This is a genomic window from Roseovarius sp. JB2-10, from assembly GCF_055693585.1.
This window is the reverse complement of sequence record NZ_CM146337.1, coordinates 1216186-1241330: the sequence shown is the minus strand read 5'-3', so window position 1 is coordinate 1241330 and position 25145 is coordinate 1216186. Positions and strand designations below refer to the sequence as shown.

The following is a 25145-nucleotide window of genomic DNA, read 5'->3' as shown; positions in this document are numbered from 1 at the left end:
GATCGTTAAATTCAATCCCAAGAGACAAAGGATGAATGCGATGAACGCCGAACCACAACAAAGCTATCATTACCACGTGATGCGCCGGGCCATTGATCTGATTGACGATACCGATGAGGCGCTTTCGTTAAATGAACTTGCCGCAGAAATGGATATGAGCCCCGCTCATTTTCAGCGGTTGTTTACGTCATGGGTGGGTGTGTCGCCAAAAAGATATCAACAATACCTGGCGTTGGGGCATGCCAAATCGCTGTTGGCACAGAGGTTCACGACATTGGAAACCTCGCATGAGTTGGGCCTATCCGGATCTGGTCGGTTGCATGACCTCTTTTTGCGATGGGAAGCGATGAGCCCCGGCGAATTTGCCCGAAAAGGCGCGGGGTTGAAAATCTATTGGGGATGGTTCGACAGTCCCTTTGGGCTCAGCCTTGTGATGGGCACAGAGAAGGGCATTTGCGGCATAGGGTATGCCAGTGAAGCGGGTGAAGAGGCCACAATGGAAGACTTGGTCAGTCGCTGGCCAGATGCGGACTATGTCGAAGATCCCATGATGCTGCGACCCTGGGTGCTGGAGGCCTATGGTGCAGGTGGGCAGATATCCGAAAAAATCCCGCTTTACATGATTGGCGCGCCGTTTCAGATCAAGGTCTGGGAGGCCTTGCTGACAATCCCTTCTGGTCAGGTCACGACCTATTCCGAGATTGCACAGGCCATTGGCCGCCCCCGTGCGGTGCGGGCGGTTGGGACCGCTGTGGGTCGCAATCCGGTCAGTTTCCTGATCCCTTGCCACCGGGCGTTACGCAAATCCGGTGGGCTTGGTGGGTATCACTGGGGGCTGCCCGTCAAACGCGCGATACTGGCATGGGAGAGCGCACGCGCGGATGCGTGACCGCACGGGGCCGCGTTGGCGCGGCGGTCAATTTGTGGTATTTTCTCATCGGAGGAGAGTGCCATGCCACAGTTCCATGATAACTGGGTCAGCGCACGGGACATGGTACGGTCCCGCGCATGGCGGCATGGCTACGAAGACTTCCGTTTAGGGGCGCCATTGGCGTTTTCCGGGCATCGCAGCAAGGCATTGGCCTACGAGTACGGTCGCCTCACCGCGGCTTTTCTCAAAAGCAACGGCCAGCAATTGATCCGGATTTCCACGACCCGCCCCATCAGCGAATTGTATGTGCCCGATCTGGCCGACGCTTTGATACACTGTGCGCAGATTGGTGCTGCAGACTGGACCGATGCAGATCAGGTGACAGTGTCCTCCGCAAGCCTTGGTCGCCGTGCGCCGGGGTCTGCATCCTCTGCGGCGTTGCTGCACAAAGGGCGCTACAAAATACTGAGCGATCGCTGATCGGGACTTCGCCGTCCTAAATTGCTCTGCCACCTGATATCGCGCGCACTGGCATAAGGCTGATTTATCAAAAGCGCGGTGTGGATATTGTCACCCCACCAAATTGTGAATTGGGGCACTAACCACTATAAAATGTGCTTTCAAAGCGTCCCACCCCATCATATATGCGCGAATTAACGCCTATTTCCCCGCTGATTTTGCTTGGGGCAGGCCCTGTTATTGAATAACAATGCGGCAAGCCCGACGTAACGGGCGTCAATAACGAGGCGAGTAAAATGACCAATTCAAAGAAACCAAGACTGCTGCTTGCGGGCGCTTCTCTTCTGTTGGCTGCGGCCTGTACGGACCCAGGTTATGTTGGGAACGGCGGTACAACCAACCCTAATCAAAAGACCCAAAAAGGCGCCCTGATCGGCGGATTGACCGGTGCGGGGCTGGGCGCGATTTTCAGCGATGACAAAGGCAAAGGCGCCGTCATTGGCGGGATCGCAGGCGCGGCCGTTGGTGCGGGGATCGGCTATTCACTGGACAAACAGGAAGCGGAGCTGCGCCAGGATCTGAACAATGACGATATTCAGATCACCAATACAGGGGACCGGCTGATTGTGACGATGCCGCAGGATATCCTCTTCGCCAGCGACAGTGCTGCGGTTTCCGGCGGACTGCGGAGCGACCTTTTCAAAGTGTCCAACAGCCTGCAGCAATACCCACAGTCGACGGTTCAGGTCATTGGCCATACCGACAACACCGGGTCTGCCGCCTACAATCAGGATTTGTCTGAACGGCGCGCGAACTCTGTCGCCGATGTCATGTTGGACGGCGGTGTCGATTTCAGCCGGATCAATGCATTTGGCCGCGGCGAGGATCAACCGATCGCATCGAACCTGACGGAAGAAGGCAAAGCGCAGAACCGTCGCGTCGAGATTGTTATCCTCCCGACTGCGCAGGGCTGATCTAAACCCAATATTTTGAACCCCGGAAGTCGGACGGCCTTTCGGGGTTTTTTATGGCATCGGTTGATCATCGCCCTTGGTCGGGTAGGTTGGCACCATGCATGATTTGATTTCTCAGACCGATATCGATGACTACCAACGCGATGGCGTGGTCCTGATACGGGGCCTCTTTGCCGATCACGTTGATACACTTCGGGCGGGCATCGCGCACAACATGAAAAACCCTGGCCCTTACGCAGCCGAAAACCTGCACAAACATGAAACCGGTCGCTTCTTTGATGATTATTGCAATTGGCAGCGCATTCCAGAATTTCAACATGTGATCGAAACCTCATCCGCGGCACAGGTTGCCGCCGAATTGATGCAATCGCAGACCGCGCAGGTGTTTCATGATCATGTGCTGGTCAAGGAACCCGGAACGGCCAAACCCACGCCCTGGCATCAAGACGGGCCCTATTATTTTGTTGAAGGACGGCAGACCGTCAGCTTCTGGTCACCGTTGGACCCGGTCACCGATGCGACCCTGCGATGCGTCAAGGGTTCGCATTTGTGGGACAAACCGGTCCTGCCGACAAAATGGCTGAGCGAAGAAGATTTCTACCCCGATGTGGATGCCTATATGCCCGTACCCGATCCCGACGCGGATGGAATGGCCATTGCCGAATGGACGATGCAGCCCGGCGATGCTGTTGCGTTCAATTTCGGCGTTTTGCACGGCGCGCGCGGCAACGACACCGCGCAACGGCGGCGTGCCTTTTCCCTGCGTCTGGTTGGGGATGACGCGCGATATACGGAACGTCCCGGACCCACATCTCCTCCGTTTCCCGGCCACAACATGACCCGAGGACAAAAACTGCGGGAGGATTGGTTCCCCATGGTCTGGCCGAGGGCCTGAGACAAGGTACGGAAAACCCACCATTGGCGCAGGCGCAAGAATGGGGCAGTATGCCGCTCCAAGGGGAGAAACGGGAAGCATTCATGCGCCTTTTGGGATATCTGGTTGCGTATCTGATCATCGGGTTCGCAAGGTTCATTACGGCTGTGCGGGGGAACTGGCCGTTTGAAGCGCCCCGCGATGAGCAAACCATCTACTTTGCCAATCACACCAGCAATGGTGATTTCATCCTGATCTGGGCCGTGCTGCCGCCGCGCCTGCGATGGAAAACCCGGCCCGTGGCCGCCGCGGACTATTGGCTCAACTCGCCCATTCGAAGTTTCATTGGTCGCAAGGTGATCAATGCGGTCCTGATCGATCGGCGCCCCGAAGCGCGCAATTCAGACCCGGTAGACCAAATGGTCGAGGCACTGGACGAAGGTGCCAGCCTGATCATCTTTCCCGAAGGCCGCCGAAACGATACCGACGAGGCGCTGCTGCCGTTCAAGACCGGCATCTACCACGCCGCACGCAAGCGGCCCCATGTGCGGTTCGTGCCTGTCTGGATCGACAACCTGAACCGTGCCCTGCCACGCGGTGAGATCATTCCGATCCCGTATATCTGCACCTGCACCTTTGGCGCGCCGATGCGCATTGCCGAGGGCGAAAGCAAGGATCAGTTTCTGACCCGCGCACAAGATGCCGTTCTGGCGCTGGCCCGGGAGAATTCCAATGGATCATGAAACCTTGATGACCCTGATGATGGGCGTTTTTGCGGTGTTGGCCGTCGCCTCAACGATTGGCGGCATCCTGTCCGCACGGGTGACAGATGGGCCAAACCGGTCCGTTGTCGAAAACCTGAATGCGCGGATCTGGGCCTGGTGGGTGATGGTCGCCCTTTTGGGATTGGCGTTCTTGTGGGGCCGTGTCGGGGTGACGCTGCTCTTCGCTGTCTGCTCTTTCAACGCGTTGCGGGAATTTATCACGCTTACAAATGCACGCCGGGCAGATCACTGGATGCTCGCGGCCGTATTTTTTGTCGTTTTGCCGCTACAATATGCCTTGGTTTACACCGATTGGTACGGCTTTTACACGGTTCTGATCCCCGTCTATATGTTCCTGCTCTTACCCTTGATCTCCGCGATGCGGGGCGAGGTGGGTGATTTCCTGATCCGTATGGCCGAAGTGCAGTGGGCCGCCATGGTCACGATCTATTTCGTCTCACATGTGCCCGCGCTGCTGAGCCTCAACATCCCCGGTTTTGAGGGGCAGAACATCCAATTGGTCGCCTTTCTGATCATTGTCGTGCAGGCCAGTGATGTGTTGCAATATGTCTGGGGCAAGCTGATCGGCAAGCGCAAGATTGCACCCAAATTGTCACCTTCCAAGACAGTCGAAGGCTTTGTTGGGGGCGTGGCCAGCGCGACGCTTTTGGGGGCCTGTCTTTGGTGGGTCACGCCCTTTACTTTCTGGCAGGCGGGGCTGATGTCATTGATCATCGCGCTCATGGGGTTTGTCGGCGGGTTGGTCATGTCGGCGATCAAACGTGACCGGGGCGTCAAGGATTGGGGTGACGTGATCACAGGGCACGGCGGGTTCATTGACCGATTGGATTCGGTCATCTTCGCGGCCCCTATCTTTTTCCATCTCACGCGATATTGGTGGCACGTATGAAACAGGGCCTGATGCAAAACACAGCGGTGCATGTGGCGATTGCCTTTGTCGCAATGGGTCATTGGGCGGCCTTTGCCAACAGCAATTACCCGATGCCTGTGCCGCTTGTCGCCGGGCTGGTGCAAGGCGCGCTGTCGGCGGCCATCACCTACGCGCTCAAGCGCACGCTGGATACGTTGCGGGGGCGAACCCCGCGCAGCATCGGTTGGTTGATGCCGCCACTGGTCGCGCTTTCTGGCTCGCTCTGCCTTTTGATCGGGGTGCATTGGCTGGCCGGTACGCCGGAGATTTTCCCGACGATCAGCGTACCTTTCTCGGTCGCGTCCTTCTACGCGATCTTCTATAATTTCATGATGTGGAAGAGCGAGGCACCGTGAGTGACCGCCGCCCCATCGCCAGCCGCGACACCGGTTGGGCCCGCGCGCTGACCAAGGTATTGGCGCGTAGTGCCATCACACCTAACCAGATTTCGATTGCCAGCATGGGTTTCGCCGCATTGGCCGGGCTGGCGTTCTTTGCGGGCGACAGTGCTGACGGTATCGGGCGCGTTGCGTTGCTACTTATTGCGGCGCTCTGTTGCCAGCTGCGCCTGATCTGCAATCTCATGGACGGGTTGGTGGCGGTTGAGGCTAACAAGGGCACGCCCGATGGCGCTTTTTGGAATGAAGCCCCGGACCGGGTGTCCGACATCGTGATCCTGACCGCCATCGGATATGGCATCGGGATGCCCGCTCTGGGCTGGGCAGCCGCGGCATTTGCGGTAGCAACGGCGTATGTGCGTGAACTGGGCCGCGCGGCGACAGCCGAAAACGATTTTATCGGCCCCATGGCCAAACCGCACCGCATGGCGGTTGTGACCGTCGCCGCCATCGTCGCGGCGATATGGGCCGGCGGGCCGGTGTTGCAAATTGCCTTATGGATCGTGGTGATCGGCGCTGGTGTCACTTGTTTGCGGCGCAGCGCGCGAATGATTGCCCGGTTGAAATCGGGCTGAGCCACAAAAAGGGCCGATCTTTCGACCAGCCCTATTGCTACGTCACAATGTGCCGCGATCAGCCGTTGATCATCTCAGATTGTTTCACGATGACTTCGGCCTGTTTGATGCTGGCGATATCGACCAGACGGCCCTTATAGACGGTCGCCCCTTCGCCATTGGCCTTGGCCTCTTCCATCGCTGCCAGAATTTCGCGGGCTTCCTGAACGGCCTCGTCCGATGGGGTGAACACCTCGTTCGCCAGCGCGATCTGCTTGGGGTGGATCGCCCATTTGCCGACCATACCCGACGTAGCGGCGCGGCGCGCCTGCGCCCGGAAGCCTTCATCATCGCTGAAATCGCCAAAGGGGCCATCGACGGGCAACACACCGTGGGTCCGGCAGGCCGCAACAATGGCCGTTGTCGCCCAATGCCAGGGGTCGGACCAGTATTTGGCGCCGTCTTGCAGCATGTAGTAATTTTCCTGCGTCCCGCCGATACCCGTGGTCGCCATGCCCATCGAGGCCGCGAAATCTGCGGCACCCAGGCTCATCGCCTCAAGACGCGGACTGGCGGCGGCAATTTCCTCGACATGGGCGATGCCCGCAGCACTTTCGATGATAACCTCGAACTTGATTGGCTTGGTACGGCCTTTGGCGCGCTCGATCGAGGTCACCAACGCGTCCACCGCATAAATGTCACCGGCACAGCCCACCTTGGGGATCATGATCTGGTCTAGCCGGTCACCGGTTTGCTCCAAGAGGTCGACGACATCCTTGTACCACCACCCAGTGTCGAGCCCGTTGATCCGCACGCTCAGTGTCTTGTTGCCCCAATCAACGCTGTTGATCGCCTCAATCGTCTGGCTACGTGCCAGATCCTTGTCGGTGGGGGCGACTGAATCTTCCAGGTCGATGTTGACGACATCCGCCGCGCTGGCCGCCATCTTTTCAAAAAGCTTGGCGTTTGAGCCGGGGCCGAACAATTGGCAACGGTTGGGGCGGGCGGGGGCTGGTGGTTGCAGGCGGAAGCTCATAGCAGGTCCTTTCGGGTGCAAAATTGCGTCTGGTTTGGCGCAACGGGTATAAAATTGCGCAACCGCCCGCAACCCGAAACCCCGCCAACCCTCATCGTCCGGAAGCGACCTGAGTGTCGCAAACAAGGGCGAAACCCATGCAAGTGTGCCACAAGGCTGACCGTGATGGGCAGGAGGGCGCATGCGACGTGCACTGATTGATAACTGGGCCCTGTTTCTGGGCATGATGATGCTGATGGTTGCCAACGGCCTTCTGGTTACGTTGCTGTCCATCCGCGGGGCGGGCCTTGGGTTCACCCCGCTGACCATTTCAATCATGCAGGCATGTTATCCATTGGGCGCGCTGATCGGGACGATCACGGTGCCCCTCCTGATCGAAAAGGTGGGGCACATCCGTGTGTTTTCGGCATTGGCCTCGATGGTCTCGGTGGCTTCGATCATTCACCTTCTGACCAATGATCCAATCAGTTGGAGCGCCATGCGATTTCTGGCAGGGGTCTGCTTTCCGGGGCTTTACGTGGTGACCGAAAGCTGGCTGAACGCCAAAAGCGAAAACCGCATTCGCGCGCAGGTCCTGTCGGTTTACTTCATCATCCAAACACTTGGGCCTGCCCTTGGCACCGCGATGGTGGGCTTCCCGGATCCAACCGGCAACCTGATGTTTGGCATCGTGTCGATCCTCATGTCCGTTGCCATCGTGCCGCTTCTTCTGTCCGGCAACCGCGCCCCGGAATACACGGTGCCGGACCGGATGACCGTGATGAAACTCTACCGCGTGTCGCCGATGACGGTTCTGGGCATCACCTTGATGAGCGTCGGTGTTTCCGCCTGGTTCATCGGGTTGCCCCTCTATGCGCTCCGACAGGGCTTTACCGAAGCTCAGGCATCGGGCGCGTTGGTGGTGGCCATGATCGCGGCGGGCGTTGTGCAGTATCCGGTGGGTTGGATTTCCGACAATACCGACCGCAGGTACGTGGTGATCGGGCTGAGTGTCATATCATCGATCGCCGCGTTCTGGATGGTGGTTGATACCTCTCCATCCCATACCGTGATCGGTTATGCGGTGATCGCAGCCATGACCCTGCCCGTCTATTCCATCCTGGCGGCACATGCGAATGATCAGCTGAACCCGGGTCAGGTCGTGGCGGCGAGCGGCGCAATGGCATTCCTGCTACAATTCGGCCAGGTCTTCGGCATGTTGCTGGGCCCCAACGTGATTGCGTGGTTTGACGGCCGCGGATTGCAAATCATGATCGCTGTGATCGGCCTTGGTGTGGCCGCGATTGCGGTGGCACGCCGCGTCACCAGCGACGCACCGGAAGAGACGGGTACGATGGTGCCCACCGGTGTGATCGGTATGGCGCAACCCGGACGGCTGCAGGCCGAAGTCATGGCCGCGGCGGAGAGCGACGATGCGACATAATCTTGCGCATTATTACCTGATTGCCGGATATCCTCCCGTCATTTTTTAATATGTCAAAGATTTCAACAGAATTTCGCGACGGGAATGTCGGAAACTGCCAAGACTGTGATTCCGGCTTGGGGGGATAATTCCATGATTGAAACACCATATCTTCTGTTTCTGGGCGACGCGCCTGACATGTTGGCGGCCAAGGTGGCCATTGGCATCCGCGACTGGCGCCCTGAAAACGCCATTGGCCAAATCCGCCTGCCCGGCTGCGGGGCTGATCTGGGCCTGACGGAGATGACACTGGCCGAGGCGAAAGATGCCGGGGCACGCACACTGGTCATCGGTGTTGCTAACCGTGGCGGCGTGATCAGCGACGCGTGGAAAGAGGTGCTGATCCGGGCGCTTGAAATGGGCTATGATCTGGCTTCGGGCCTGCACAACCTGCTGCGCGATGAAGGCGATCTGGTCGCCGCCGCACAGACATATGGCGGCACATTGCATGATGTGCGCGTGCCCACCGTGGGCTATCCCATCGCGAATGGGGTGAAGCGTTCCGGCAAGCGGTGTCTGGCCGTCGGGACAGATTGTTCCGTTGGCAAGATGTACACCGCCATGGCGATGGAGCGTGACATGCACGCGCGCGGCATGAAGGCCACGTTCCGCGCTACGGGTCAGACCGGCATCCTGATCACCGGCCATGGTGTGCCGCTGGATGCTGTGATTGCCGATTTCATGGCCGGTTCGGTAGAATACCTGACGCCCGACAATGACGACGATCACTGGGACATGATCGAGGGACAAGGCAGCCTGTTTCACGTCTCCTATTCCGGTGTGACAATGGCCCTCATCCACGGCGGTCAGCCCGATGCGCTGATCCTGTGCCACGAGCCCACCCGCGAGCATATGCGCGGTCTGCCGGGTTATAGCCTGCCATCGCTGGAAGCGCTGCGCGACACAGCCCTGCCGATTGCACAGGTGGCGAACCCGGATTGCAAGGTTGTGGGCGTTTCGGTCAACACGCAGCATCTGTCTGAAGAAGACGCCAAAGCCTATTTGTCTGAGGTCGAGACCCGCATGGGTCTGCCCACCACCGATCCGTACCGTTTTGGCTCCGGCCCTCTGGTGGATGCGCTGGCAGCGATCTAATAAACATAGGCAGCGGTTAGGCGCTGCCTACACCGCGCCCTGGAAACATGAGGTCAAACCCCGTGCATATTTCTGTCACTCGCGACGTATTCAAACTGGCACAGGTGTTCACCATTTCGCGCGGGTCCCGGACCGAAGCGAAAGTCCTAACCGTCCGGGTGCAGGAGGGCGATCATCACGGTTGGGGCGAATGTGTGCCCTACGCGCGATATGACGAAACGCTGGACAGCGTGACAGCCGAAATCGAAGGTCTGCCCGAAGAAATCACCCGCGCCGCGCTCTATGATCTGTTGCCTGCAGGGGCTGCACGGAACGCCGTTGATTGCGCACTGTGGGATCTTGAGGCCAAGCGTGCGGGCAAACGTGCATGGGACATCGCGGGGTTGCCCGCCCCTGGCCCGGAAATCACCGCCTATACCCTATCTTTGGACACGCCGGAAAAGATGCAGGAACAGGCGGCGCAAAATGCCTTCCGCCCACTGCTCAAGATCAAGCTTGGCACGCTCGATGACATGCCCCGGCTTGAGGCCGTGCGCGCCGGTGCGCCCAACTCGACCATCATTGTGGACGCAAACGAAGGCTGGAGCGCCGACGTTTATGCCGATCTGGCCCCGCATCTGGTGCGCCTTGGTGTGGCACTGGTGGAACAGCCCCTGCCCGCGGGTCAGGATGACGCGCTGATCGGGATGGAACGTCCGGTGCCTGTGTGTGCCGATGAAAGCTGTCACGATCGTACCAGCCTGCCCAAGCTCAAGGGCAAATATGACGTCGTGAACATCAAATTGGACAAGACGGGCGGGCTGACCGAAGCGCTTGAACTGCGACGGGCTGCCTTGACCGAAGGCTACAAGGTGATGGTGGGATGCATGGTAGGCTCCTCACTGGCCATGGCACCGGCGACACTGGTGGCGCAGGGCGCGATGGTAACAGACCTTGACGGCCCGCTTCTTCTGGCCGAGGACCGCGATGAACCACTGATTTTTGATGAGGCCGGGGTACACGCACCCACGCCCAAGCTATGGGGATGATCATATGCGCACTGTTTACGTGAATGGCGAGTACCTGCCCGAGACCGAGGCCACCGTTTCGATCTTTGATCGCGGGTTCTTGATGGCAGATGCGGTTTATGAGGTGACGAGCGTTCTGGGTAGCAAGCTGATCGATTTTCCGGGCCACGTGAAACGGTTGGAACGCTCGCTGAATGAGCTCGACATGCAAAAGCCGGATGATTTCGGCGATCTGCTGGACATTCACCGCGAGCTGGTTCGCGTCAATGAGATCGATGAAGGTCTGATTTATCTGCAAGTGACCCGTGGCAGCGATGGTGACCGGGATTTCGTATTCCCATCAGCCGATACCAAGCCCACTGTCGTGCTCTTCACCCAGAACAAGCCGGGCCTGGCGCATTCCGAAGCCTCAAAAAAGGGCAACAAGATTATCTCGATCGAAGATATCCGGTGGGGGCGTCGCGACATCAAGACGGTTCAACTTCTCTATCCGTCGATGGGCAAGATGATGGCCAAAGCCGCAGGCTGTGATGACGCCTGGATGATCGAAGATGGCATGGTGACCGAGGGCACCAGCAACAACGCCTATATCGTCAAAGGCGGCAAAATCATCACCCGCCAGCTGAGCAACGATATCCTGCACGGCATCACCCGCGCCGCGGTTCTACGATTTGCGCAAGAAGCGCAGATGGAAGTGGAGGAGCGCAACTTTACCATCGACGAGGCGAAAGAGGCGGACGAGGCCTTTACCACATCGGCCAGCGCCTTTGTGATGCCAGTTGTGGAAATCGACGGTGTGACCATGGGTGACGGTACGCCTGGTCCCGTCTCGAAGCGTTTGCGCGAAATCTATCTGGATGAGAGCTTGAAAACCGCGATTTGATGGTGCCAGGACAGGATCAGACCACCTCTGATCGGTCTTGCACCACCCAGCTTTTGCGGAATGCGCCTGGAGATTTTCCAAATCTTTTGCGGAAACGCAGGGATAATTGCGAGCTGCTGGTAAACCCGGTGGCCACAGCAATCTCATTGACCGACATCGTGGTTTCATTCAGAAGCGCGTGGGCCCGTGATATCCGTTGTTCGATGTAAAACTGCGCCGGGCTGGTGCCAACGTAGCGTTTGAACAGTCGTTCCAATTGGCGGCGCGATATATCGGCCGCTTCGGCAACTTCCTCAATTTCCGCCGGCGTCTCGAGCGTGTCATTCATGAATTGAATGGCGGCAATCAGATGCGGATTTCGACTGCTGAGAGCGACAGAGTAGGCAGATTTCTGGGGTGCCTCGCGGCTGTCGCTTCGGAAATGGATGCACATATCGGCCACGACCACGGCGAGGTCTTTGCCATGGTCCTGTTCGATCATGGCCAGCATCATGTCTGTGGCCGCATTCCCGCCACCGCATGTCATCAATCCATTGTCGTTTTCATAAAGATTGCCCGTGGGTTCCAACCCGATAAAGCTCTCCAGAAATGCCGGTTGGTTTTCCCAGTGAAGCGTGAATGTCCGGCCCTTGAGCAAACCAGCCTTTGCCAAGGCGAACGCACCTGTACAAATACCTCCGATTTGACACCCAAACGCCCTTTGGCGACTGACCCAATTGACTGCCTTGGCACCGACACTGTCTGACGGTTCCGTGCCTGCGCACACGAAAGCGCTGGCGGTCTTTGGCAGGTTTTGCAGTCCGGAATCCGGTGTTATCGTGATCCCGTTGGAACACCGCACCGGCGCGCCGTCTTCGGTCATCACGAACCACCGGTAAAGCTCACGATTGGCCACCTGATTGGCCACGCGCAACGGCTCCACCGCAGCGCTGAACGCCAGCATCGTCAACCGGGGCAACAGCAGAAAATAGAAATCCCGGGGCGGCCCATCATAATCCACCTGAAAACTGGCAGCACCTTTTGGAACAAAACTTCGGTTATTCATTGTGGCACGCTATCTCAAAGCAGCGCTCCGGAAAAGCAGAGCCACTGCGATCAGCCTTTGTCGCCAACGTTTTGCGCAAAGGCATCCTTGAACGCAGCTTGCGTTTCGGTTGTGGCATCGGTCTGATAGTTGGCTTTCCACTCGTCCATGGTCATACCGTAGAAGATCTCGCGCGCTTCGGCCTTGTCCATGTCGATACCACGCGCATTGGCCGCTTCCTGATACCAGCGGCTCAGGCAATTCCGGCAAAACCCTGTCAGGTTCATCATGTCGATGTTTTGCACATCCGTGCGCTTTTCCATCAGGTGTTCGCGCAAAGTGCGAAAGGCAGCAGCTTCAAGTTCGATCCGTGTTTGGTCATCCATCCAGTGTCTCCTTTGGCCTATAACATGCGCTTGAGGTAAGGCTGGTTCAAGTCCGTCAGGCGCACGGTCAGACTGCCTACATCCGGCAGCGCGGTTTCCAGCGTATTCAGAGTGATTTCCGCCAAGTCCAGACGCGTTTCTTCGGATCGGCCGGGCAAAAGCAGCAAGGTCGCGTGGGCAAAGCTCTGTGGCTCCACACCGATGCGGCTGGCCGTGGCCGCCAGTGTCCGCACCCGCACAGTATCCGGCCCGGTAACCGAAGGGTGGTCGGCAAATTTGGTCCACAGCGTGTCACAAAGCGCCTGAAGATCATGGCTATCCTGCAGCCCCTGGGAATGTTCGATCACGATATGTGGCATCCGGCCCCTCCTATGGTCGGCTGCACTATCCGCAGGAACGCAGGGGCGGCGCAACAAATTTCTCTTGAATGACGGCTTTGAGCCCATTTCGCCGAATGCTACAGTATGCCCGAACAGCAGCTTTCTTTTGGGCCTGCTTTTGTTTAGGGCAATAATTGTCGCTGAAAGCAGCTCAATCGCCCGACTATCGCCCTTTTTCCTTGATACTATTTGTCTATGACTCAGAAATCCCGGCCAGCTGTCGACAGTTTATTGAGAGGTATTTCGACGGATAATGTTGAAACCGTTCGGGATGCCTGGCGGGAAATTTTGAAAGAAGGCGCGACGTCCGTCAGACAAATTCAAGAAAAACTGGCGTCATCCGCATGGTCTGAGAATCCTCGCGGACCTCTGGCCAAATACTTTGGAGTGTTGCTTTCCATCCTGGATGAATTGGATGCATCTGCTTTTGAGAAGGAAATCGAGAGGCTCCGAAAGAGCAAGTTGCACCCCATGCACATTAAGACGTTGGATATTCTTTCGCGGCGCATTCTCGAAGATCCTGAAACTCATATTGCCGACAAAATACCTGTATTTGTTGCCTCTGACATAGCGGATCGCTCCGTGGTCGTCAGAAACATCGAAATCTGGAGCAAGACAAAGGGTCTGTCACTCGACAACGTGACCCGTATAGACGTTATCGCGCGCCACCCAGAACTCGATTATCTGGGACTGTATAATTTGTTCTTCTCTGGAATCGTTCTGACGTGGCCTGTCGGCACTGCCCGAGGCGTCAAGCTTTGGTGGTGGCGTCTGGACGCAGAATTCACATTCTACCATGAAGTCGGACATCACGTTTCCGGGCACGTTGAGGGTGGACAGGTGGCTGAACAGGAAAATGAAGCCGACGAATACGCCCGTTCAATGATGCGTAATTCGAGACCTGTTTTCACGTTAATGGGCAGAATAGTTCTCTGGCCGCTCAGACCGCTGCAAAAGCGCATGATCGCATCGTCACGTCGCGCCGGAGTCATAAGACCTAGCCAAAAGCGCCGAATGTGGACATTTGCAACACGGCGTTGAACGGCTGCTTCGTCCGCTAAGCGGTCGTTGCGATTATTGCGTTTCAAACACCAGCCTGGTGGGCCGCATCTTCAAGCATGGGAGCGAGACGTGACGCCCACGCCTCCTGCGCGTCGGCGGATGCCACCAGATCGTTGCGTAATTCCAGTAAGATGTTAGGCCGCTCATACGCAATCGCGTGACGGGCAATTGCGTCCCCTGCAAGGTGACCGCTGTAAGGCTCGTTATCTCCGACGCACAGGTCAGCCTCCGATTGCAGCCGGGTGAGCAAGGGTTTGGCCAGCCGATCGTCCACCGCATAGAGCAACCCAACATGCCAAGGTCGCGGAGGGCGATCCACGAATTGTCGCGTAAAACTATGGACCGAACAGATGATCGTATCGGCCTGACGCGCGGCCATCTCGGCCAGTTTGGTGTGGTACGGACGGTAAAGCTTGTTCAAACGCATTTCGAGCTCATCCGGACCCGCATGACGATTGCCAGGAATGATCGTGCCATCATAGAGCTTCATCAGCAATGTCGGATCATCCTCGCCCCGATTGGGATCAATCACAAGCCGGGAGAAATTTGAGCAAATCACTGGCGCGTTCAAAAGTTGCCCCAAGGCGCGGGCCAGCCCCGCCGCACCGACGTCATAGGCGATGTGTCGCGCCATATCTTCCGGGTCAACGCCAAGGGAGCCGCCGTTTACAAAATCGGGCACAGTGTTACTGGCATGGTCGCAGGTCACCAGCCATCGGGCGGGGCGCTCTGCCCCCTCGACCAGGTAGGGTTGATATGTCATCGGGTTGTCTTGTTGTTTCCCTATCCGTCTATGACAGTTGCCCCCGAATGTGAATTGGGTAATAAGGGCAGCGCAAACTGTTAGCGGTAACGTTCAGATGCGCCACGCGTGTCGACATATCCGACAGTCTTGTTGACAGATGGATGAGTTTCGCCCGACGCTTGGGCATGACGAAAAGAGCAGGACACAGCCCATGAGACGTCACCGCAACGTGAAAATCGTGGCCACCCTTGGCCCCGCCTCCGAAGATTATGACACCATACGTGCTCTGCACGAGGCAGGCGCTGACGTGTTTCGCCTAAATATGAGCCATAGCCATGGCAAGCATGAGGGTATTGTCGAAAAGCACCGCATCATCCGGCAGGTTGAAAAAGACCTGAACAGTCCAATTGCCATTCTGGCTGATCTGCAGGGTCCAAAACTGCGCGTCGGGACCTTTGCCAACGAAGAAGAGGAACTGATCAACGGCAAACCATTCCGGCTTGATCTGGATGAGGCTGAAGGCGATGTGACCCGCGTTTGTCTGCCCCATCCTGAGATTTTTGCCGCCCTTGAACCGGGGGCAAGTCTGTTGGTGAATGACGGCAAGATCCGCCTCAAGGTCACAGATTGCGGCAAGGATTTTGCCGATTGCGTCGTTGTGGCGGGGGGCACAATTTCGAACCGCAAGGGCGTGAATGTCCCCGATGTGATGTTGCCCTTGGCCGCGCTGAGTGAAAAGGACCGTGCGGATCTGGAATTTGTCTGCGCCTTGGGCGTGGATTGGCTGGCGCTCAGCTTTGTGCAACGCCCGGAAGACGTGCAAGAGGCACGCGCGCTTTGCAAAGGCCGCGCCTCGATCCTGTCAAAGATCGAGAAGCCTTCTGCCGTGGAACGGTTCAGCGCCATTCTGGCGGCGTCGGACGGGATCATGGTGGCCCGTGGCGATCTGGGCGTCGAACTGCCGGTCCAGAACGTGCCACCCATTCAAAAACGCCTTGTCCGGACCTGCCGCGCGGCGGCAAAGCCGGTGATCGTAGCGACGCAGATGCTGGAATCCATGATTGAAAGCCCGATGCCAACGCGCGCGGAGGTCAGCGACGTGGCCACCGCGATTTATGAAGGCGCCGATGCGATCATGCTGTCGGCGGAATCAGCGGCAGGCGACTTTCCGATCGAGGCGGTAACAACAATGGACAACGTCGCCCGCGAGGTCGAGGACGATCCAACCTATACACAAATCATCGAAGCATCGCGCAAAGCCACCCGCACATCGGTGGCCGATGGGATCGTTGCTGCCGCCCGGGAGATAGCCGAGACCACAGACATCAAGGCGATCTGCTGTTTCACGCAGTCGGGCACAACCGCGCTTCTCACCGCCCGCGAACGCCCCCGCGTGCCCATCCTTGCGCTGAGTTCCGAGATGGACACAGCGCGCCGCCTTGGCCTGAGCTGGGGGGTGAATTGCGTCATCACTGAAAAACTGGACCGGTTCAAAATGGCCGTGATCAATGCTGCCCGTGCGGCGCGCAGCCAAGGGTATGCCAGTGCTTTGGACCAGATTGTTGTCACTGCGGGCGTGCCGTTCAACGTACCCGGTACAACAAACATCCTCAGGGTTGCACCTTGTCAGGAAAGTTTGATTTATTCCCACGAACGCGGCTAGACTGACGCAGCTTTTTTGTTGTTTTGGGAACGCGCCGTATGGATCCCGATCTCGCCCTTATCATCGGCCTCATCCTCGGGGTGTTTTCGATACCATCAATTCTGTCTGCCTTTTCAGAAGGGCGCGCTCCACGCGTGGCCGCATTTACGGTGATTGTCGCCGGTTGTCTGCTGGTCTGGGCGATCAGCAAAAAGCCGGGCGGGTATGCCATTTTGGACATCCCCGACATTTTCGTCAGCGTTGTCGCCCGGTTTATCTCCTGACGGCGCACGCCGTGGCCCAAAACCCCTTGCGCAATAGAAAGATGCGGCGTATACGGCGCCTCTCACGCGCGCGTCCGGCCAAGTGGCATGCCGAGTCGCGCGCTTCGACCGACTGACCAAAGAGGAGCCGGAAATGCCCAAGATGAAGACCAAATCGAGCTGCAAGAAGCGGTTCAAAGTGACGGCCAGTGGCCGCGTTGTGGCCGCCCAGGCCGGTAAGCGCCACGGCATGATCAAACGCACCAACAAATTCCTCCGCAACGCGCGTGGCACGACCACGCTGTCAAAGGCTGATGAAGGTATCATCAAGCCTATGATGCCCTATAGCCGCTAAGGAGGATCTGACAGATGTCACGCGTTAAAGGTGGGACAGTAACCCACGCCCGTCACAAGAAAGTCGTCAAGGCCGCCAAAGGCTATTACGGACGTCGCAAGAATACCTTCAAGGTGGCCGCGCAGGCCGTCGACAAGGCAAACCAATACGCAACCCGTGACCGCAAGAACCGCAAGCGCAACTTCCGCGCCCTGTGGATTCAGCGGATCAATGCCGCCGTGCGCAGCCATGATGAAGCCCTGACATATTCGCGCTTCATCAACGGCTTGTCGCTGGCAGGTGTTGAAGTGGACCGCAAAGTGCTGGCCGATCTGGCCGTGCACGAACCTGCTGCATTCGGCGTTATCGTCGATCAGGCCAAGGCCGCACTGGCACAATAAGCCCGTCGCCGAGGGACAGAAGAAACCGCCGTTGGTTGCAAAACCAGCGGCGTTTTTTTGTATTTTGGCGCAGAGACGAAGTCCGCCAAATATCGATCAGGCTTTATAGCGGGCAAGAAACATCTCGACCGCACCATTGACGACCCGCTCGATGTTTTCTTCGGTGATGTCACAGTCAACACCACACAGGCAGCGCACGAACATATCCGTCTTGCACAGCTCTCCAAACTGGCTGGCGGCCAAATCCATATCCTCGATCTTCAGAATTCCGCGATCCACATAGGGGGTCAGCACCTGGCTCATGCGTTCGCGCACCAGAGCAGGGCCGGAATTGTAGAACCGTTGCCCAAGCTCTGGAAACCGATAGGATTCCGAGACACAAATCCGATAGACCTGCTGGCCGAAATCAGACAGGAAAAACCGTACAATCCTGCTCGCAGCCTCATGCAATACAATCTCAATCGGCGCGTCGACACCGATCACGTGCAGTGCTTCTTCAGCCTGACGGTTGCATTCCACCCGCGCGACTTCGGAGAACAGTAAGCGTTTATCCGGGAAGTAGCTGTAGAGCGTTGCTTTCGAGACACCAGCCTCGCGGGCAATATCATCGACACTGGCGCCTTCAAAGCCGTCACGCATGAATATGCTGCGTGCGCCTTCCAGAACCTGGTCGAATTTCCTGCCTTTTTTTATTTCTGCGGCCATCGCCGTCATGCACGTTCTCCAACTGGGCCTGCCCAGTCTAGTCGTGTCACAGCACCAGCCGCAAGCATATCTGTTCTGGCGAAGGCGGCCAAAGCCGCCCTCGCATTCGCAGAAAGACTATTTGTCGATCCCCGACAGGTCTTTGCTCACTGGCTTGGGTTCAGGCTTTGGAAAGTCCAGTGTCGGGGTCAGCGTGTTCATATCAAAGCTTTGTGACACCACGGGAGTGGCAGAAAGAGAAGCTGCAATAAGCAGGGCGATAAGGGGAGTTTTCATCTTATTTCCTTTTCTGAACTGTTTAGTTCACATAGCGATAAATAAACCGTGTAGTTCAGTTTTCAAGGTCTTAATGAACTGATTAGTTCACTTTTTTGACGTAACGTTACAAAATGCACTTAAATATCTGTTTTTAATTGATAAAAAAATAGATGCCGCGCCAGCCAACCAAAGTGACGCAAAGTTTATTCAGAGGGTTTTCTTGGGCTTGCGCTCCAAATTCTGGGCAGGTTAGCGCAGAAGGAAAACGCAATTTCTAGCGGTTGCACGGCGCAAAACCGGATGCTTTGCCTGTTACATCGCGAGGCTTGGCAGCCAAAGAACAATGGCCGGAAAGGCAACCAGCAATGCAATTGTGATGGCATCCGCGATAAAGAATGGTGTCACGCCTTTGAACACGTCCTGCACGGTGAGATCATCGCGCACGCCCGCAACCACAAAACAATTCAACCCAATCGGCGGTGTGATCAGACAGAACTCAGCCATTTTGACCACCAAGATCCCGAACCAGATCGCGCACATTGTGCCGTTCATGCCAAAGGCGCTGTCGGCGGCGCTCACCGCTTCACCGCCGTTCAGGGCCATGACCGCCGGATAGACCACTGGCAGTGTCAGCAACAGCATGCCGATTGCGTCCATGAACATTCCCAAGACCGCGTAGGCCAACAGAATGCACACCAGTATGAGCAGCGGCGCCATGTCGAGGGATGTGATCCAATCGGAAAACGCACCGGGAAGGTCGGCAAACCCCAGAAAACGCACATAGATGAGTACGCCCCAAATGATCGTGAAAATCATCACGGTCAGCTTGGCGGTCTCGATCAGCGCTTCTTTCAGTTGGCTCCAGCGTAACCCGCGTGCGAGGGCCATCAGGAAGACGATAAACGCGCCCACGGCGCCGCCTTCGGTCGGCGTGCCCCAGGCATCACCGAAGGGATTATAGACAAAGAAAATGATGATCACGACTACTGCCACGATGGGCAAAGCGGGCAACAGGGCCGTAAACCTTTCACCCCAGGTGAAACCACCCACAGGCGGGCCAACGTTTTTGAAAACGACCGCGATTGTAATGATCAAGAGCGCGTAGATCACCGCGGAAAATGCGCCGGGAATGAAGCCTGCCAACAGCAAAGAGCCCACATCCTGTTCGACGATGATCGCGTAGATCACCAAAATGGCCGAAGGCGGGATCAAGGAGGCCAGTGTGCCACCCGCCGCCACAACACCAGCTGCGAATTGCTTATTATAGCCTATTTTCAGCATCTCGGGGATGGCGATCCGCGCGAAGACGGCCGCGGTTGCGACAGAGGCACCTGAGACCGCGGCAAAGCCCGCCGTGGCAAAGACCGTTGATACCGCCAGACCGCCCGGGACCCAGGCAATCCAACGTTTGGCTGCCTCAAAAAGCGCGGTTGTCAGCCGTGCATAATAGGCCAGGTAGCCGATCAAAATGAAGGTCGGGATCAGGCTCAGCGCATGGGCCGACACTTTGGAATGCGGCACTTGACCTGCCACTTTGACGCTAATCTCCAACGCTTTTCCAAAGCGCGCCGGATCGTAATCGAACCCATTCCAACGCAGCCAGACAAGGCCCAAAAAGCCTGCAAGACCTGCGGCGAAAGCCACACGCATGCCCAAAACAACCAAGCACAGCATGCCTGCCGTGACCCAAAGACCAATTTCAATGGAGCCCATCAATCCGCTCCTTCGAGCTGCTGCGCTTCAGCTTCAGCTTGTTCCGCAACAGATTGGTACAAGGGCACGGCAACAGGCCGCTCCAACCCCAGCATAAAGGCGCGCCCATAGGCCCAGACCTGCAGCGCAAGTCGCATACTCAGAACCGAAAAAGCGACAGGTACCAGCAGTTTCATCGGCCAGATGGGCAAACCGATATCAATCGAGCTATCCCTGCTCCAGAGCGGTTTGGTCATGTCGAAACTGCGATCAAAATGCGACCAGCTTCCCCAGACCAGCGCGATCATCAGAACCAACATCAACGTCACAGTGATGAGTTCAACCGCCCACAAGGCCCGGCCTTTCAGTGCACCAATCAGGATGTCCATCCGGATATGGCCACCTTCGCGTTGAACATATGACACCCCCATGATTGCAATCAGAGGCATCAGGGCTTCAATCCAATCAACATAGCCCGGCAGAGGAGATTCAAAAAATTCGCGCCCGCCCACGGAATAGGCTGCCAGAAACATCAGTGAAAACGCCGCCAAACCGCTGAGCAGGGCAAAGAAGCGTTCGAGCTTCAGCAGTCCGCGATCGAGCCGACTGAGCAGGCCATCATCCTGCAATACTGTTGAATTTCCAGACATGTGCCCCCAGCCCGATCATCGGGGCCGCGTCAGCGACGCAGCCCCAACTTTCTATCAGCTACCGCCGCCGCGCTTTTCATCCAGCGTTTTGATCACAAGATCATAGAGCTCTTGGCCGGGCAGGCCCTGCGCTTCCATGTCTGCAATCCATGCGGCACGGATCGGATCCGCAGCCTTGGCGCGGAAAGCGTCCAGCTCTGCATCGCTGATCTCGACCTTGGCGACACCTTTTTCTTCCAGGATGCCATCCCATTTGGTCAACAGCTCGCCGTAGTTGGCCAGATAGTGTTCAATCGCCTCCGGGATCGAACTGTCCAGCGCCTCGCGCTCGGCGTCCGACAGGGATTCGTAGGCATCAATGTTCACAACAACCGGACAATTCACCGTGCCGGGGTTGAGGTTTGCCGTCCACCAGGACGCCTGGTTGATAGTGCCAAAGCTCAGATGCGCATGCTGCGCAAATGCGACCGTATCAACCGTGCCCGATTCCATGGCCTGATAGGCTTCGGTTGCGGTCACGGATGTCGGGACGGCGCCCACAGCTTCAAACGCTTTGCCCAGACCGCCGGTTGCTCGGACGCGCATGCCTTCAAAATCCGACAGCTTTTCGCGTGGCTCACCTGTGCCCACGATGTTGTATTGCGGCATCGGCGATGTCATCAGCAGCTTCGCATTCCACTGTGCCAACTCGTCCTGAACAGCAGGGTGATCATAGACCGCGTGGCTCACCGCAACTTCTTCGTCGAGATTTGCTACGCCAAGAAACGGCAGTTCAAGCACAGTGATCGTGCGGTTCTTGTCACGGTGATAGCCCGCGCAGAATTGCGCCATCTCGAAAGCACCGATGGAAATACCATCGAGGTTTTCCTTGTTTTTCGACAAGCCGCCGTAGCTGATGTTCAGCGTGAATTCACCGCCTGTCTTTTCACTGACCAATTCGGCCAGTTTTTCAACATGCTCGGTGAACGCGCGGCGTTTACCCCAGAGCGATACATTCCATTCCGTGGCCACGGCCTCGGTTGCAAAAGTGACGGCAATCGCGGCCACAGCAGTTTGGCTTAGAAATTTACGCATGTTGTTCCTCCCAGATTCACGCGGTTGATTGCGCGTAGTATCTGCAACCGTCCGCGTTTTGCCTAGGAATAAATCTGCGCAGCCCCGGGTGACCTGCCCTGCGGATATCCGCAGGCTGCGCCGACATCAGAGCAGAGCTTCTTTATCAAGCCCGAGTTTGACGATTTTTTCGTTCAATGTACGCCGACCGATGCCCAAGGATTCCGCGACTGCGTCCATCCGCCCTTCATGTGCGGTGATTGCTTTGCCGATCAACTCGCGTTCAAAGGCCGCCACGGCGCCGCGCAGTGTGTCGGGAACATCATCCAATGGGTGATCCGTGCGAAGGGCCTCCGCCATTGAGCCCGCGCCGCGACGTGCGGATAGTACGCGTCGTTCAGCCACGCTCCGAAGTTCGCGCACATTTCCCGGCCAATCATGCGCCATCAAAGCGGCCACATCATCCTGTGTTATCTCAGGTGCGGCAATTTCGTAGACACGGGCAAATTCCCCAAGGAAATGCGCCAGAAGCAACATAAGGTCGTCACGTCTTTGTCGCAGCGCCGGCAATTGCAAAACCATCGTATTGAGGCGAAAGAGCAGATCCTGTCGCAACCGTTGATCTATCACAGCCTGCGCTGCATCTTCGTTTGTCGCCGACACAACGCGGAAATCTACAGATACGGGTTGGGCGGCACCAACAGGCAGAATTTGTTTGTCCTCGATCACGCGCAGTAGTTTCGCCTGTACATCCATGGGGCAGGTGCAAATCTCGTCCAGAAAAAGCGTTCCACCTGAAGCCGCCAAAAGCCGGCCATCAGCACCCCCGGCCACACCAAACATTTCCGCTTCAAACGTATCCGGTGAAAGGGCGGCGCAATTCAACGCCAGAAAAGGCCCGCCTGCTGTCGCGCCAAGATCATGCAAGGCGCGCGCAACCAGCTCCTTGCCGGTGCCAGTTTCCCCTTGGATCAGGACGGCCATGTCGGAATCTGCCACGTCGACGATATCAAGCCGCAAGTCGTTGATTTCGGGCGTGTTGCCCAACAGAATGCGGTCCAACCCGGAAAGGCTCAGGAGCCGATGGCGCAGCCGCGCATTGGTTTGTTGCATCCTGTACTGATCCGCCGCATGCGCCAGAATGCTCAGCAATCGGCGCGGCTCATGCGGTTTTTCGACAAAGGAATACGCCCCATCCTGCATGGCTTGCACCGCCATCGGGATATCGCCATGCGCCGAAATCAAAACCAGCGGCGGCGCTGTTGCCGTATCAAGGCTGGCCAAAAGATCCAGTCCGGACATGCCCGGCATGCGCACATCCGACAAAATGACATCAGGACAAAATTCACTTAGGCGCTCCGCCACGCGTTCCGCCCGGGTCAAGGCCTCTACGCGCCACCCATCTGCGTTCAAAAGCTCAATCAAGGACTGGCGGATCAATTTGTCATCATCGACGACAAGTATGCTCTTTTGTGTGATCTCACTCATGCGGCTTCTGAATCCTGACCGTGGATGTTCGGGAATTCCACGCGGAACACGGCTCCGGTTTCACCATCGTTCTTTGCGCTCATTTGCCCACCATGGTCATTGATAATACCTGCTGAAATCGCCAGTCCCAAACCCATCCCACGTCCACTCTCGCGCGTTGTGACAAATGGTTCCTGCAGATCCGCCAGCGTAGCTTCGCCCAGGCCGTGCCCGTTATCGGCAACCTCGAACCATGCGGTCGTCCCATCCATACCAGTGCTGATTTTTAGTACTGGGGTATCGACCGTTTCCATAGCGTCAAGAGCATTGAGCAGAATGTTGGTCATTACTTGTTCAAGCCGAAGTTTGTTCCCACGTACGGGCACGGGATCGGGGGGCAGTTCCAGATCAACGGCCACATGATGTGCGTCGATGTTTGGCGCCACGAGAGCCAGCGACGCCTGCAAGGCGGAACGCAGGTCAACCTTGCCAAATGTGTCACGCTCCGTGCGGGCGAAGAACTTGAGTTGCCGGGTGATGCCCTCCATCCGATCGACGAGCGCGCCAATTTTTGACGTCATGGGGCCCTGACCGTTCTGGGTGATTTCTGCGGCAGCCAGGTAATTGCGCATCGCCGCGATGGGTTGACCAAGCTCATGCGTAACAGACGCCGCCAGTTGCCCCAAAGCAGCCAGACGGCTGGCGCTTTCCAATTCGTCCTGCGTGCGCTTCAATCGGCGCTCGGCCGTTCGGCGTTCCTCAATCTCGACAGCCAAACGTTCATTGGCGGCGCGCAATTCGGCTTCTTCCAATTCAGACCGCCGGAGCGCGACGCCCATCCTGCGGGCGCGTTGAATTTGCAAGAACAACAGCACCAAACCTGCAAGAAGCACCGCCGATCCGGTCACCAGCCAACTGCGCACAACCGCGCGATCGTCGCTGGCAAAATAATGCAGCGCCCAATCATGAGGCAGGTCCGGCGCCATCACATGCAACCGCGCTGCGCCGTTGATTTCGACGCGCCCATCGGCCACAGACGTCCAATTCAAAAGATCAAGCGATTGACCAGGAAATTGTCGTGCCGCATCGATCGCCGCGCGTTGGTCTGTGCTCAAAACATCCAATGTCCGGTATCGCCATTCGGGATCTGACGAAAGCAACACCACACCGTCCCCATTGGCCAAAAACACCTGTTCACCGGATTCCCGCCAACTGTTTTGCAGTTTTGACAGGTCAATTTTGATCGCGATCACGCCCAGAATATCACCTGAGGCGCCTCGAACCGGGTCCGCAATGAAATAGCCGGGCAATCCGGTCGTTGCGCCGATGCCATAGAACCGGCCCTGTCTGCCGTCCCGCGCGGCCTGAAAATAGGGCCGAAATGCGTAATTCTGCCCGACAAAACTGGGCGTTTCGCCAGCGTTGGAAGCCGAAACCGTCAACCCTTTCCGGTCGATCAGGTAGATTGCATCCAAACCGGACTTTTCCGCGAACTTCCTGAGCCTTTGGTCCAATCCCGTCGTGTCTCCGTCTGCGGCAGTTGAGATGACAAAGGGGTCACGCGCCAGCACAAAAGTCAGGTGCGAAAATCGCTCCAGTTCCGCAATGACCGTACTGCGGTAGAGCGACAAGCGTCCCTCGGCTTTGGACAACTCCTCGGATTGAAAATATCCGTATGACAAGCGGAACACACCAATCGCCGCAACCAGCGACAGGAGAAGAAGACCAAGGGTGGGCAGAACGCGCATGCCCTTCGATTGACCCGAAAAATTTTG

29 protein-coding genes are annotated in these 25145 nt (G+C 57.2%); 17 read left to right on the top strand and 12 right to left on the bottom strand.

From position 1 onward, the window contains the following. Positions 1 to 31: 31 nt before the first annotated feature. From ACZ1HJ_RS06175 to ACZ1HJ_RS06140, 8 genes are all read left to right on the top strand, one after another. Positions 32 to 889 carry a bifunctional helix-turn-helix domain-containing protein/methylated-DNA--[protein]-cysteine S-methyltransferase gene (locus ACZ1HJ_RS06175; RefSeq protein ID WP_472721440.1) on the top strand — a complete coding sequence of 286 codons (858 nt, stop codon included), beginning with the start codon at positions 32 to 34 and terminating at the stop codon, positions 887 to 889. Between the two features lie 63 nt (positions 890 to 952). Further along, positions 953 to 1351 carry a hypothetical protein gene (locus tag ACZ1HJ_RS06170; RefSeq protein ID WP_472721439.1) on the top strand — a complete coding sequence of 133 codons (399 nt, stop codon included), beginning with the start codon at positions 953 to 955 and terminating at the stop codon, positions 1349 to 1351. A gap of 275 nt (positions 1352 to 1626) precedes the next feature. After that, positions 1627 to 2304, top strand: coding sequence for a YiaD family glycine zipper/OmpA-like lipoprotein (locus ACZ1HJ_RS06165; protein WP_472721438.1), 678 nt, complete (start codon positions 1627 to 1629; stop codon positions 2302 to 2304). 97 nt (positions 2305 to 2401) lie between these two features. Then, positions 2402 to 3199, top strand: coding sequence for a phytanoyl-CoA dioxygenase family protein (locus ACZ1HJ_RS06160; protein ID WP_472721437.1), 798 nt, complete (start codon positions 2402 to 2404; stop codon positions 3197 to 3199). An 83-nt stretch (positions 3200 to 3282) separates the two neighbouring features. Next, the gene (locus ACZ1HJ_RS06155) at positions 3283 to 3921 is read left to right on the top strand and encodes a lysophospholipid acyltransferase family protein (protein WP_472721436.1); all 639 of its coding nucleotides are present in this window, start codon (positions 3283 to 3285) and stop codon (positions 3919 to 3921) included. Next, positions 3911 to 4852: a phosphatidate cytidylyltransferase gene (locus ACZ1HJ_RS06150; RefSeq protein ID WP_472721435.1), complete on the top strand. Its 942-nt coding sequence runs from the start codon at positions 3911 to 3913 to the stop codon at positions 4850 to 4852. The genes ACZ1HJ_RS06155 and ACZ1HJ_RS06150 overlap by 11 nt, the downstream gene beginning before the upstream one ends. Further along, a complete protein-coding gene (locus ACZ1HJ_RS06145; protein WP_472721434.1) occupies positions 4849 to 5229 on the top strand; it encodes a hypothetical protein in 381 nt (126 codons plus the stop codon). Before ACZ1HJ_RS06150 ends, ACZ1HJ_RS06145 begins: the two co-directional genes overlap by 4 nt. Then, a complete protein-coding gene (locus ACZ1HJ_RS06140; RefSeq protein WP_472721433.1) occupies positions 5226 to 5846 on the top strand; it encodes a CDP-alcohol phosphatidyltransferase family protein in 621 nt (206 codons plus the stop codon). The genes ACZ1HJ_RS06145 and ACZ1HJ_RS06140 overlap by 4 nt, the downstream gene beginning before the upstream one ends. A 58-nt stretch (positions 5847 to 5904) precedes the next feature. Here ACZ1HJ_RS06140 and ACZ1HJ_RS06135 read toward each other — a convergent pair whose 3' ends face one another. Continuing rightward, positions 5905 to 6861, bottom strand: coding sequence for an L-malyl-CoA/beta-methylmalyl-CoA lyase (locus ACZ1HJ_RS06135; protein ID WP_472721432.1), 957 nt, complete (start codon positions 6859 to 6861; stop codon positions 5905 to 5907). A gap of 181 nt (positions 6862 to 7042) precedes the next feature. Here ACZ1HJ_RS06135 and ACZ1HJ_RS06130 point away from each other — a divergent pair, with 181 nt between their 5' ends. The 4 genes from ACZ1HJ_RS06130 to ACZ1HJ_RS06115 all read left to right on the top strand — a co-directional run bounded on the left by ACZ1HJ_RS06130 (position 7043) and on the right by ACZ1HJ_RS06115 (position 11308). Then, positions 7043 to 8284, top strand: a complete 1242-nt coding sequence (locus ACZ1HJ_RS06130; protein WP_472721431.1) for an MFS transporter — start codon at positions 7043 to 7045, stop codon at positions 8282 to 8284. 132 nt (positions 8285 to 8416) lie between these two features. Then, a complete protein-coding gene (dgcN, locus tag ACZ1HJ_RS06125; protein ID WP_472721430.1) occupies positions 8417 to 9418 on the top strand; it encodes an N-acetyltransferase DgcN in 1002 nt (333 codons plus the stop codon). Positions 9419 to 9480: 62 nt separating this feature from the next. After that, entirely contained in the window at positions 9481 to 10446 is a 966-nt protein-coding gene (gene dgcA / locus ACZ1HJ_RS06120) for an N-acetyl-D-Glu racemase DgcA (RefSeq protein WP_472721429.1), read from the top strand. 4 nt (positions 10447 to 10450) lie between these two features. Continuing rightward, positions 10451 to 11308: a D-amino-acid transaminase gene (locus tag ACZ1HJ_RS06115; protein WP_472721428.1), complete on the top strand. Its 858-nt coding sequence runs from the start codon at positions 10451 to 10453 to the stop codon at positions 11306 to 11308. 16 nt (positions 11309 to 11324) lie between these two features. Here ACZ1HJ_RS06115 and ACZ1HJ_RS06110 read toward each other — a convergent pair whose 3' ends face one another. From ACZ1HJ_RS06110 to ACZ1HJ_RS06100, 3 genes are read right to left on the bottom strand one after another with little or no spacing between them, the layout of a single operon-like run. After that, entirely contained in the window at positions 11325 to 12353 is a 1029-nt protein-coding gene (locus ACZ1HJ_RS06110) for a GlxA family transcriptional regulator (RefSeq protein WP_472721427.1), read from the bottom strand. A gap of 50 nt (positions 12354 to 12403) precedes the next feature. Then, positions 12404 to 12718: a DUF1244 domain-containing protein gene (locus tag ACZ1HJ_RS06105; RefSeq protein WP_472721426.1), complete on the bottom strand. Its 315-nt coding sequence runs from the start codon at positions 12716 to 12718 to the stop codon at positions 12404 to 12406. Between the two features lie 17 nt (positions 12719 to 12735). After that, positions 12736 to 13077, bottom strand: coding sequence for a tautomerase family protein (locus ACZ1HJ_RS06100; protein WP_472721425.1), 342 nt, complete (start codon positions 13075 to 13077; stop codon positions 12736 to 12738). Positions 13078 to 13293: 216 nt separating this feature from the next. Here ACZ1HJ_RS06100 and ACZ1HJ_RS06095 point away from each other — a divergent pair, with 216 nt between their 5' ends. Beyond that, complete coding sequence (locus ACZ1HJ_RS06095) at positions 13294 to 14139, top strand: hypothetical protein (protein WP_472721424.1); 846 nt, start codon at positions 13294 to 13296, stop codon at positions 14137 to 14139. A gap of 43 nt (positions 14140 to 14182) precedes the next feature. Here ACZ1HJ_RS06095 and ACZ1HJ_RS06090 read toward each other — a convergent pair whose 3' ends face one another. Further along, positions 14183 to 14923: an N-formylglutamate amidohydrolase gene (locus ACZ1HJ_RS06090; protein WP_472721423.1), complete on the bottom strand. Its 741-nt coding sequence runs from the start codon at positions 14921 to 14923 to the stop codon at positions 14183 to 14185. A gap of 193 nt (positions 14924 to 15116) precedes the next feature. On the opposite strand from ACZ1HJ_RS06090, the gene pyk reads away from it, so the two are divergent. The 4 genes from pyk (at position 15117) to rplT (ending at position 17545) form a co-directional block, all read left to right on the top strand. Beyond that, positions 15117 to 16568 carry a pyruvate kinase gene (gene pyk / locus ACZ1HJ_RS06085; protein ID WP_472721422.1) on the top strand — a complete coding sequence of 484 codons (1452 nt, stop codon included), beginning with the start codon at positions 15117 to 15119 and terminating at the stop codon, positions 16566 to 16568. A 38-nt stretch (positions 16569 to 16606) separates the two neighbouring features. Beyond that, positions 16607 to 16831 (top strand): hypothetical protein, encoded by a 225-nt coding sequence (locus ACZ1HJ_RS06080; RefSeq protein WP_472721421.1) that lies wholly within the window; start codon positions 16607 to 16609, stop codon positions 16829 to 16831. A 133-nt stretch (positions 16832 to 16964) separates the two neighbouring features. Then, entirely contained in the window at positions 16965 to 17165 is a 201-nt protein-coding gene (gene rpmI / locus ACZ1HJ_RS06075; protein ID WP_085799545.1) for a 50S ribosomal protein L35, read from the top strand. A gap of 14 nt (positions 17166 to 17179) precedes the next feature. After that, positions 17180 to 17545: a 50S ribosomal protein L20 gene (gene rplT / locus ACZ1HJ_RS06070; RefSeq protein ID WP_472721420.1), complete on the top strand. Its 366-nt coding sequence runs from the start codon at positions 17180 to 17182 to the stop codon at positions 17543 to 17545. A gap of 96 nt (positions 17546 to 17641) precedes the next feature. Here rplT and ACZ1HJ_RS06065 read toward each other — a convergent pair whose 3' ends face one another. The 7 genes from ACZ1HJ_RS06065 to ACZ1HJ_RS06035 form a co-directional block, all read right to left on the bottom strand. Continuing rightward, positions 17642 to 18259 carry a TetR/AcrR family transcriptional regulator gene (locus tag ACZ1HJ_RS06065; protein ID WP_472721419.1) on the bottom strand — a complete coding sequence of 206 codons (618 nt, stop codon included), beginning with the start codon at positions 18257 to 18259 and terminating at the stop codon, positions 17642 to 17644. A gap of 108 nt (positions 18260 to 18367) precedes the next feature. After that, positions 18368 to 18526 (bottom strand): hypothetical protein, encoded by a 159-nt coding sequence (locus ACZ1HJ_RS06060; protein ID WP_472721418.1) that lies wholly within the window; start codon positions 18524 to 18526, stop codon positions 18368 to 18370. A 294-nt stretch (positions 18527 to 18820) separates the two neighbouring features. Further along, positions 18821 to 20221, bottom strand: a complete 1401-nt coding sequence (locus ACZ1HJ_RS06055; RefSeq protein WP_472721417.1) for a TRAP transporter large permease — start codon at positions 20219 to 20221, stop codon at positions 18821 to 18823. After that, on the bottom strand, positions 20221 to 20850 hold the full coding sequence (locus ACZ1HJ_RS06050; protein WP_472721416.1) for a TRAP transporter small permease subunit: 630 nt from the start codon (positions 20848 to 20850) through the stop codon (positions 20221 to 20223). Before ACZ1HJ_RS06050 ends, ACZ1HJ_RS06055 begins: the two co-directional genes overlap by 1 nt. Positions 20851 to 20904: 54 nt before the next feature. Beyond that, the gene (locus ACZ1HJ_RS06045) at positions 20905 to 21924 is read right to left on the bottom strand and encodes a C4-dicarboxylate TRAP transporter substrate-binding protein (RefSeq protein ID WP_472721415.1); all 1020 of its coding nucleotides are present in this window, start codon (positions 21922 to 21924) and stop codon (positions 20905 to 20907) included. A gap of 126 nt (positions 21925 to 22050) precedes the next feature. Then, positions 22051 to 23391, bottom strand: a complete 1341-nt coding sequence (locus tag ACZ1HJ_RS06040) for a sigma-54-dependent transcriptional regulator (protein WP_472721414.1) — start codon at positions 23389 to 23391, stop codon at positions 22051 to 22053. Next, positions 23388 to 25118 carry a sensor histidine kinase gene (locus ACZ1HJ_RS06035; RefSeq protein ID WP_472721413.1) on the bottom strand — a complete coding sequence of 577 codons (1731 nt, stop codon included), beginning with the start codon at positions 25116 to 25118 and terminating at the stop codon, positions 23388 to 23390. The genes ACZ1HJ_RS06040 and ACZ1HJ_RS06035 overlap by 4 nt, the downstream gene beginning before the upstream one ends. Positions 25119 to 25145 lie beyond the last annotated feature (27 nt).